The organism is Mycobacterium colombiense (genome assembly GCF_003284975.1).
Lineage (GTDB): Bacteria > Actinomycetota > Actinomycetes > Mycobacteriales > Mycobacteriaceae > Mycobacterium > Mycobacterium europaeum_A.
Map to the genome: position 1 here is coordinate 1 of NZ_QMEU01000134.1, position 10,212 is coordinate 10,212.

Sequence of the window (10,212 nt, forward strand, 5' to 3'; positions counted from 1 at the left end):
ACGGCCGCTGCGGCGAGAGGGTGCCGGAGTGCCCACCGGCGTCGGCGGCCTGCACGGCGAGCATGTCGACGCCGGCGTCGTGGGCCTGCGCCGCCTCGTCGGCCGTGGTGACCGTCTGGACCACGACGCTGCCCGCGCGTTGCAGCGCGGCGATCACCTCGCGCGACGGAATGCCGAAAGTGAACGACACCATCGGAACGGGGTCGTCGAGCAACAGCGCGATCTTCTCGTCGAATTTGTCGTTGTCCTCGATGGGTTCGGGCGGCAGTGTCAGCCCGAACTGGTCGGCGTCGGCCTGCACGATCGCCGCGTAGGCGCGGTAGCGCTGCGGATCGACCGGCACCGGATTGGGCGCGAAGACGTTGACACCGAACGGGATTTGCTCGGCGCGAACGGCTTTGATCTCGGCCTCGATGGCCTCGACGGTCTTGTATCCGGCCGCGAGCAATCCCAGGGCGCCGGCGCGGGTGGCGGCCGAGACCATGGCCGGGGTGGTCGGGCCACCCGACATCGGAGCAGCCACCAGCGGGATGGACATTCCAAACTGTGTCAACATCGTCATGCCCCTTCGCTGTTCGCAGTGCGGGCCGATAGGGCCTACCTCGACAGTATCGACGTCGAGCGGGTGCGCATCATTCCGCCATGGCGACCGACCTGGCAGGATGCTTGAGCGTGACGCGCCCCAACTTCCTCGTCATCGTTGCAGACGACCTCGGGTTCTCCGATCTCGGCGCATTCGGCGGCGAGATCGAGACGCCCAATCTCGACCGGCTGGCCCACGCCGGCGTCCGGCTCACCGATTTCCACTCGGCCCCGGCCTGCTCGCCGACCCGGGCGATGCTGTTGACCGGGACCGACCACCACATCGCCGGCATCGGCACGATGCTCGAGGTCGCTTCCCCGGACTTCCGCGGCGCACCCGGGTACGAGGGCTACCTGAACGACCGGGTCGTCGCGCTGCCCGAACTGTTGCGCGACGCTGGATATCTGACGCTGATGTCGGGCAAATGGCACCTCGGCGCCACCATCGAGACCTCGCCGTGGGCGCGCGGCTTCGAGCGCTCGTTCGCCCTGCTGCCCGCCGGCGCCAGTCACTACGGCGGAGCGGGAGCGCGCGGATTCTCGCCCGTGCCAACGCTTTACACCGAAGACGACCGGTTCGTCACCGTCGGCGACGACTTCTATTCGTCGGACGCCTACACCGACACGCTGTTGCGGTATCTGGATGAGCGCGACGCCGACGACGACCGGCCGTTCTTCGCCTATCTGCCCTTTCAGGCGCCGCACTGGCCGCTGCAGGCGCCCGACGAATCCATCGCGAAATATCGGGGCCGCTACGACGCCGGGCCGGACGCGCTGCGCGAGGAGCGGCTGGCCGCACTCAAGCGGCTCGGTCTCTGTGCGCCCGACGTCGTCGCGCACCCGGTGGTGGCCGACGGCGCGCCCGAGTGGGCCGACATGACCGACGAGCAGCGCGCGCGCTCGGCGCGCAGCATGGAGGTCTACGCCGGGATGGTCGACCGGATGGACTACAACGTCGGCCGGGTCATCGACTACCTCACGGCCAGCGGCGAACTCGACAACACCGTCGTCGTCTTCCTGTCCGACAACGGCGCCGAGGGCGCGATCGTGGAGGCGATGCCGCTGCGCGGACCCCAAATCGCCGCACAGATCGAAAAGCATTGCGACAACAGCCTGGACAACCTGGGCCGGCCCACGTCGTTCATCTGGTACGGCCCGCGCTGGGCGCAGGCGGCCACCGCGCCGTCACGGCTGCACAAGGCGTTCACCACCCAGGGCGGGATCCGCGTGACCGGCTTCGTCACCTGGGCCGGCTTCGCCCGCCGACAGGAGATCGGCACCGCGTTCAGCACGGTCATGGACATCGCGCCGACCCTGCTGGAACTGGCCGGCACCACGCACCCTGGCACGTCGTACCGCGGCCGGGAGGTGGCCCCCATGCGCGGCCGCTCACTGGTGGATTACCTGACGGGCGCCGCCGAGGCCGTGCACGACGCCGACACCGGCACCGGCTGGGAGTTGTTCGGCCGCCGCGCCATCCGCCAGGGCGACTGGAAGGCGCTGTACCTGCCCGCACCGTACGGTCCGGGCGGCTGGCAGCTCTACGATCTGGCCACAGATCCCGGTGAGATCGACGATCTGGCCGCCTCCCGCCCCGACAAGCTGGCCGAGCTGCTGGCGCTGTGGGATCGCTACGTCGAGGAAACCGGCGTGATCCTCGACCCCATCTCGGTATACGACCTGCAACTCTGAGGACGCTGACCGTAACGTCCGCCGGGCATTACCCGCTGGGTTTTTGGGCCTCGAACAGCTCCACCGCACCGCTGTGCCGTGCCGCCAACACTTCGAGTCCCGCGTCCGCCAGCCAGCGCCGCACCTCACCGGCCCGGGGCGTATCGCCGAAGAAGCCCGCCGCCCGCAGCGCGGTCACAAAACGATCCTGGCGCCAGCCGCGACCGCGCACACAGGTGCTCCCACGAAGAATCCCACCCGGCTTCAGCACGCGGGCGAGTTCTACCACGGCCGCTCGCGGGTCAGGAAGACAATGCAGGCCGTTGAACGTCAAGGCCAGGTCGAAGGCGTTGTCCGGGAAGGGCAGATCCGTAATGTCCGCATCGGTGAACTCCATCCGGTCAACCACGCCCAGCTGAGTTGCCCGACCGTGTGCCCGCCTGAGCATGTCCGAGGAAATGTCGGCGGCCACGTAGCGGCAATCCTGCCCGGGGCGCAGGCCGCGAAAAGCAAATCCGCCACCGCACGGGACGTCCAGCACACGTGCGCCGGCGGGAGCTTCACCGACACGCCCAACCTCTGTCAGGAGGTCATGTAACGCCAACCCCCACAACGCTTTTGCGCCCACCGCGGCGACACTGTCATGCATTGCGGCCGTGTTGTACAACGCCGATGCCACCCGAGCCGCCCGCCAGCGCTCCGTTACCTGCCCCATCCGCTGACCCTAACCGGACATGCCGATGCCGAGACGGTCCGCCCGCCCCGATGGGATGGTGTCATGCGGGGCGACTTACCAGTTGCGCCAATTGCGCAGCGCCCTGTGCCGTTTGGGTGGTCAGCACGATCCGCCCCGAGGTGGCCGGTTGCTCGATGATCGGCGCCTCGAGCACCATGTTGTCCCGGATGAAGGCCAGGTGGTCTTGCAGATGCTCGCCGGTGAATGCGGCCCACGCGGCCGTCGACGGGGGATCAAGCACAAGGGTCAGTTCGTAATAGTCCGCGGTCAACGATTTCGGCGGGTCTACGTGCACGAGGCCCAGTTGCATGGTCTCGGGCCCCAACGTATAGACGGTGGTGCGCCCGATGTCACAGGTGGTCAGGGTGTCCGTCGGCTTGGTCGGGGCGTTCGGATCGGTGGCCGGGCACTTCACCGCGGGAGTCGTGGGCTGCGACTTCGTCACCGGCCGAACCGGCAACGGGGCGATCTTGACCACCGGTGGCGGTGGCGGGGGCGGGGGCGCGGTGGCGCTCGGCGGCGCGGTGGTCGATGAGCTGGACGGTGCGGGCTGGTGCGCGTGCTGGCAGCCGGTGATCACGGCGGCGAGCAGGCTGAGCGACCCGAGCCGGGCGGCGGCATCGCGCACGCGCAAACGACGGTGAATCATCCGAACTGACTCTACCCGCCGGTCATTGGTTTTCCGTCCGACAGGAAGTCTTGCACCGCAATTTCTTTGGTGTGTATTGGCGTGGAACGTCGAATTCGGACACCCCGAGTCGGAGCGGCGGTGCGGCATGAGGTGCCCGTATCCGACACCCTGGCACGGTCAAGAACGTGCCCTTTACCTACACTATAAATATAGAGTATGGTCGCGATTCAAGCTCATGGACAGACGACGAAAACCCAATCCCGCCGAGCGTCGCCGCGACCTGTGCGACGCGGCAATTCAGCTGTTGGCCGATGACGGGGCCAAGGGATTGAGCCATTTGAAAGTCGACCGCAAGGCCGGAGTGCCGGACGGGACGACCTCGTTTTACTTTCGCACCCGATCGGCGTTGCTGCGCGCGGTGGCCGAGCGCTCCGCCGAGCTCGACCTCGCCGAGCTGCAGGCGATCGCGGACAGTTCCGATGCCGACGCCGCACGTCGCGCACCGTCGCGGTTGTCGCAGGTCGTCATCCAGGCCGGCAGCGATCCGCAGCTGTACCGAACCAGGGCCCGTTACGAGCTCACCATGCAGGCCACCCGCGACCCCGCACTGGCCGCGATCCTGCAGCAGGCCACCGACGAGTTCACCAAGCTGCACCGCGAAATCCTGGTGCAGCTCATGCCGCACGGCGCCGACCTGGATCCGGCTGTCGTCGAGGATCTGAGCAACGTCACCCTGACGTTCATCAATGGTCTGCTGCAGCGGTTCGCCCACGGCGACCGGATCATCGACAGCGCCGAACAGCTCGACGGCATCCTCTCGGCGATCGCCGCCGGGATATTGAGGAGTTCGGACAAGGGGCGGCTCACCCAGACGGGCGGTCTGCGGGTGTTGGGCCGCGGGGCGGCCGGGCCGGGATGAGGACGCCGACGGGACACGGCGCACCGGGCTCTGGCTCTTGCCAGGGCGTCCGCTGTATGGTTCTCTACGACAATAGAGTAAGCCCACGTTCATGCGTCGTTTTCTCCCGCGCTCGCGCAGCGGTGACAGCGACGCAATTAAGCGGAGTGTATAAATTGCCCGGACCGAATCCAGCGCTGCAACGCTGGCAGCGCTAGCCCTGGTGCAGGTAATGCGGGTATCCAAAAGTGCAGCGGTAGGAGGGGTTTCGTGACGGCGAGCACCGAAAGCAGTGTTCGGTTCGATCCATACGATGTCGATTTGATCGCCGATCCGTATCCCATGTTTAAGCGGCTGCGTGACGAGGCGCCGCTGTATTACAACGCGGAATACGATTTTTACGCACTGAGTCGATTCGCCGATGTCAACAAGGGCATCATCGACCACGAGACCTACAGCTCCGCGAGGGGCGTGATCATGGAACTGATCAAGGCCAACCTCGAGATCCCGTCGGGCATGCTGATCTTCGAGGATCCGCCGATTCACGACGTGCACCGCAAGTTGCTGTCGCGGATGTTCACCCCGCGCAAAATCGCCGCGCTCGAGCCGATGATCCGCGAGTTCTGCGCGCAATCCCTGGATCCGTTGGTGGGCTCCGGTCGGTTCGACTTCGTCACGGACCTGGGCGCGATCATGCCCATGAAGGTGATCAGCGCACTGCTCGGGATTCCCGAAGAAGACCAGGAATACATCCGCGATCGCGGTAACGCCCAGCTACGCACCGAGCCCGGCAAACCGATGAGTGCCGCCGAGCATGGCCTGTCGGTGGGCGAGCAGTTCGAGGCCTACATCGACTGGCGGGCGGAGAATCCGTCCGACGACATCATGACCGAGTTGCTCAACGTCGAATTCGTCGACGAGACCGGTACCACGAGGCGGTTGAGGCGCGAGGAGATTCTGGTGTACCTCAATGTCGTGGCCGGAGCGGGCAACGAAACGACGACGCGGTTGATCGGTTGGGCCGGCAAGGTTCTCGCGGACCATCCCGACCAGCGCCGCGATCTCGTCGACAATCCGGCGCTCATCCCGCAGGCGATCGAGGAGCTGCTGCGCTTCGAGCCGCCCGCGCCGCACATGGCGCGTTATGTGACGCGCGATGTCAGTGCCTATGACCAGACGGTGCCGGAAGGCAGCGTGATGTTGATGTTGATCGGCGCCGCCTGCCGCGACGAGCGGCAATTCGGGCCCGACGCGGGCGAATTCAACATCCACCGCGCCGCCCGGCCGCACCTCACGTTCAGCGTCGGCGCCCACTTTTGCCTGGGTTCGGCACTGGCCCGGCTGGAGGGCCGCGTCGCCCTGGAGGAAATCCTCAAGCGTTTCCCGGAGTGGGAGCTCGATTTGGGCAACGCCACGCTCAGCCCGACATCGTCGGTGCGGGGCTGGGAAACGCTGCCGACTCTGGTGTCGTGATGCCCGGCCGGGTCGAGGGCAAGGTGGCTTTCGTCAGCGGTGCCGCCCGCGGACAGGGCCGCAGCCACGCCGTGCGGCTGGCGCAGGAGGGCGCCGACATCATCGCGATCGACGTCTGCGGGCCGATCGAGCACCTGGCTTATCCCCATTCGACACCGGAAGACCTCGCCGAGACCGCGGATCTGGTCAAAAACCTCGACCGGCGCATCGTCACCGCCCAGGTGGACGTCCGCGACTACGACGCGCTGAAGGCCGCGGTGGACGGCGGGGTGGAACAGCTCGGTCGCCTCGACATCATCGTCGCCAATGCCGGCGTCGGGACCGACGGTAGAAAGCTACACAAGATCCGCGAGGATGTGTGGCAGGACATGATCGACATCAACCTGTCCGGCGTCTGGCACACGTTTAAAGCCGCTGTGCCGCACATCCTTTCGGGCGGACGCGGCGGGTCCATCGTGCTCACCAGTTCGGTGGGCGGCCGCAAGGCCTACCCGAACACCGGTCACTACATCGCCGCCAAGCACGGCGTCATCGGCCTGATGCGTGCCTTCGCCGTCGAGCTGGGCCCGCACATGATCCGGGTCAACTCCGTGCTGCCCACCCAGGTCAGCACCACGATGGTGATGAACGACAACACGTATCGGCTCTTTCGTCCCGATCTGGAAAACCCCGGACCCGACGACTTCGCCCCGATCTCGCAAATGATGCATACACTGCCGGTGCCTTGGGTGGACGCCATCGACATCAGCAATGCTGTCCTGTTCCTCGCCTCTGACGAATCGCGTTATGTCACCGGCGTTTCGCTTCCCGTCGACGCGGGCAGCTTGCTCAAATAGGCGCTAACCCCCAGTGAAAGAAGAAGCCCATGCCTGAATACGACTACGAAAAGCTGAAGAAGGAAGCCGAGCAGTACATCAAGTTCGAAAAGGACAAGAAGAACCGGATCGCCTACATCACGTTCAACCGCCCGGAAGAGCTCAATTCGACCACGCTGGGCATGCGGCAGAACTACGCGGACCTGATCCACAAGTGCAACGTGGACGACGACGTCAAGGTCGTCGTGATCCGCGGCGAGGGCCAGGATTTCGGCAGCGGCGGCGACCTGCCCGAGCAGCGTCCGATGCTGGAAAACCCGGGCCTGCCGCTGCACCACGAGTTGGCGATCAACGATGACGACGTCAAGTACCCGCCGGGCGGCTCCTACCGGTACCTGTCCACCGTCACCGACTTCTACGCCAAGGCCCGCGCCGGAAACCGCCCGCTGCAGGAGCTTCGCAAGATCAGCATCATCGAGGCCAAGGGCTACTGCTACGGATGGCACTTCTATCAGGCCGGCGACGCCGACCTGGTGATCTCGTCCGACGACGCGCTGTTCGGACACCCGGCCTTCCGTTACGTCGGCTGGGGACCGCGGCTGTGGTGGTGGGCCGAAACGATGGGCCTGCGCAAGTTCTCCGAAATGCTGTTCACCGGAAGGCCGTTCAGCGCGAAGGAAATGTACGACTGCGGATTCGTCAACAGTGTGGTGCCCCGCGACCAGCTGGAGGCGGAGACGGAGAAGTACGCGCTGGCATGCTCGAAGTCGCGTCCGACCGACACCGTCGCGGTGCAGAAGACGTTCCTCGAGCTCTACAAGCAGCACAAGGGCGAGTACTTCGGCAGCCTGCTGACCGGCATGGTCGAGGGCATGTTGCCGATGATCAAAAACGACGCGGAAGAGGTCGACCTCACCGGGGGCACCTTCGAAAAGGGTCTCAACAATGTGGTCAAGGACAACGACCTGAACTTCCCGCCGGAGTGGCGCCTGAGCCGCTCGGGACGCGCGAAGCCCTGACCGACTTGGCGGGGCGTACATGTCCGCGCTGACGGGTATCAGGATCGTCGAGTTAGCCGAATCCGTCGCGGGCGAGTATTGCGGAAAGCTGCTGGCCGACTTCGGCGCTGAGGTCATCAAGATCGAGGCGCCGAAGCGCGGCAGCGCGACGCGCGCCATGGCGCCCGTCCTTGGTGACGGGTGCGAAGGCGGCGCCCTGTTCGCCTACCTCAACACCAACAAACGTTCCGTCGTTCTCGATCTCGGTTCGGCAGCCGACATCGAGCGGCTGCACCGGCTCATCGACACCGCCGACGCGGTAGTCGAAGGCCGGACCGCGGACTGGTCCGCGCAACACCCGTCGGTGGTCTGCTGCTCCATCACCCCGTACGGCCAGGGCGTGGCCGCCGAGTTCGACAACGCCCGCAGCATCAACGTCTTTCACGCCAGCGGCTGGGGATATCACACGCCGAGCCACCCCGACCCGGCCAAGCCGCCGCTGCAGGGTCCCGGCCGCTTCCTGGCGGACTACGAGGCGGGGCTGGAGGCGGCGCTGTGCGTCGCGTCGTCGTTGTGGGGACGCCTGCACACCGGGAACGGCGAGTTCATCGACATCTCCGAGCAGGCCGTGCTGGTCTCGCGCGCCGATTGCATCCTGGGGCGCCTCGTCACCGGTGAGGTGCCGGCCGACGGTGAGCGCGGCGACTACGATCAGGCGGGGCCGGCGTCGTTCTTCGCCTGCGCCGACGGTTTCGTGTACTTGTACATGACCAGCCGGTCCCACTGGGCCGGGGTGAAAACCCTGATGGGCCAACCGGACTGGCTCGGCGGGTTCGAGGACGACTGGCTGGAGTTCTCCGTCACCGCCGAGAAGGTCACGGCTTTTCAGCGCGGCTTCGCCGCATGGGTCGCGGGCCTCGCCAAGGAGGAGGCCTCGGAACGGGCGCAGCGGCTCGGTGTGCCGCTGGTGCCCGTCAACAGTGCCGCAGATCTGCACCGGTCGCCGCAGTACCGCCATCGCGGTTTCTTCCAGCGGGTTCACCATCCGGTGCTGGGTGACGCGGCGTATCCCACGGTGCCGTACGCGTTCAGCACATCGCCCGCCCGGATCACCGGCGCCGCACCGCGGCTCGGCGAACACACCCGAGCGGTCATGGAAAGCATCGACGCTCCGCGCGCCCGGCCGGCGGTCAGGCCGGCCCAGCTCAAGCCACCCAAGAACCCGCGGGGTGGACCGCTGGAAGGGGTGCGCGTCGTCGAGCTCACCAAGGTGTGGGCCGGCCCGTACGCCGGAAAGCTGCTGGCGATGCTGGGCGCCGAAGTCATCAAGATCGAGACAGCCGACAGCCCCGAGGAGATGCGTGCCTACGGTGGCACGGACATCAACCATGCGCCCTACTTCTTGAGCATCAACCCCGAGATCCTCAGCGTGGACCTCGATATCAAGTCGGCCGACGGGATGGCACGGCTTCGGGAGCTGATCGCGCGCAGCGATATCGTCATCAACAACCTGCGTCCCGGTGCCATGGAACGCCAAGGCCTGGGGTACCAACAACTCGCCGAGATCAAACCCGACATCATCTCGGTGTCGATCAAGATGTGGGGCAACGACGGGCCGCTGGGCCACCAAACCGGTTATGCGCCATGCTTTGCCGCGCTGGCTGGACCGGCCGCGCTGGTCGGCTATCCCGGCGGGCCGCCGCTGGGGACCAGCATGCGCTACGGCGATTCGACGGTCGGGGCCGCCGCGGCCTATGCCGCCGTGGTGGCATTGCTGCATCGCGAGTTCAGCGGCGCAGGGCAATTCGTCGATGTGTCCGCGGTGGAGACGCTCTCCTCGATGATAGGTGACTGCCTGCTGGAGCAGTCGCTGACCGGCCGGCAGCTGGGGCCCGCCGGCAACAACCATCCCGACATGTGCCCGCACGGCTGCTACCCGTGTGCCGACGGCGCCTGGGTCACGGTGGCGGTCGCGACCGATGCCGAATGGCTCGGGTTGTGCGAGGTGCTCGACGCCGCGACGCTGGGCGACGATCCCCGCTACGCGACGGGCGATTCGCGACACCGGCACGTCCGGGCGCTCGACGCGGACCTCGCCCGGCTCACCCGAGACCAGGACGCGGAGCGGCTCGCGCAGCGCTTGTGTGCTGCCGGGGTGCCGGCCGGCAAGAGCGCCACTTCGGTGGATGTGATTGGGGATCAACGGTTGTGGGACCGAGAGCTATACCGGTTCGTCACGGATCACCGCGAAGGCCAGCGGCCGGTGCTCGGGCCGTCCTGGCGGATGGCGCGTTCCCCGGCGCGGATCGCGCGCGGCGCGCCGGACCTCGGCGAGGACACCGACTACGTTTTACACGAGATACTCGGCACGCAACCGACGGGCGGAACATGACGACACTGGCGCGCAC

The 10,212-nt window shown here is 66.6% G+C and carries 9 protein-coding genes; 6 read left to right on the forward strand and 3 right to left on the reverse strand.

The features are described from left to right. A partial coding sequence (locus tag DQP58_RS24010; protein WP_133259428.1) for a nitronate monooxygenase occupies window positions 1–562 on the reverse strand: 562 nt, incomplete at its 3' end. A gap of 110 nt (window positions 563–672) precedes the next feature. On the opposite strand from DQP58_RS24010, the gene DQP58_RS24015 reads away from it, so the two are divergent. Then, on the forward strand, window positions 673–2,274 hold the full coding sequence (locus tag DQP58_RS24015; protein WP_112710637.1) for an arylsulfatase: 1,602 nt from the start codon (window positions 673–675) through the stop codon (window positions 2,272–2,274). 28 nt (window positions 2,275–2,302) lie between these two features. On the opposite strand, the gene DQP58_RS24020 is transcribed toward DQP58_RS24015, so the two are convergent. After that, window positions 2,303–2,968 carry a class I SAM-dependent methyltransferase gene (locus tag DQP58_RS24020; RefSeq protein WP_112710633.1) on the reverse strand — a complete coding sequence of 222 codons (666 nt, stop codon included), beginning with the start codon at window positions 2,966–2,968 and terminating at the stop codon, window positions 2,303–2,305. A 61-nt stretch (window positions 2,969–3,029) separates the two neighbouring features. Then, entirely contained in the window at window positions 3,030–3,638 is a 609-nt protein-coding gene (locus DQP58_RS24025; protein ID WP_205869530.1) for a SecDF P1 head subdomain-containing protein, read from the reverse strand. Between the two features lie 217 nt (window positions 3,639–3,855). On the opposite strand from DQP58_RS24025, the gene DQP58_RS24030 reads away from it, so the two are divergent. The 5 genes from DQP58_RS24030 (at window position 3,856) to DQP58_RS24050 (ending at window position 10,196) form a co-directional block, all read left to right on the forward strand. After that, on the forward strand, window positions 3,856–4,539 hold the full coding sequence (locus DQP58_RS24030) for a TetR/AcrR family transcriptional regulator (protein WP_112710634.1): 684 nt from the start codon (window positions 3,856–3,858) through the stop codon (window positions 4,537–4,539). Window positions 4,540–4,788: 249 nt separating this feature from the next. Further along, window positions 4,789–5,991 carry a cytochrome P450 gene (locus DQP58_RS24035; protein WP_112710635.1) on the forward strand — a complete coding sequence of 401 codons (1,203 nt, stop codon included), beginning with the start codon at window positions 4,789–4,791 and terminating at the stop codon, window positions 5,989–5,991. Beyond that, a complete protein-coding gene (locus DQP58_RS24040; RefSeq protein WP_112710639.1) occupies window positions 5,991–6,827 on the forward strand; it encodes a mycofactocin-coupled SDR family oxidoreductase in 837 nt (278 codons plus the stop codon). The genes DQP58_RS24035 and DQP58_RS24040 overlap by 1 nt, the downstream gene beginning before the upstream one ends. A 29-nt stretch (window positions 6,828–6,856) precedes the next feature. After that, entirely contained in the window at window positions 6,857–7,825 is a 969-nt protein-coding gene (locus tag DQP58_RS24045) for an enoyl-CoA hydratase/isomerase family protein (RefSeq protein ID WP_066866519.1), read from the forward strand. A 19-nt stretch (window positions 7,826–7,844) separates the two neighbouring features. Beyond that, entirely contained in the window at window positions 7,845–10,196 is a 2,352-nt protein-coding gene (locus DQP58_RS24050) for a CaiB/BaiF CoA transferase family protein (protein WP_112710636.1), read from the forward strand. The last annotated feature ends 16 nt before the right edge of the window (window positions 10,197–10,212 follow it).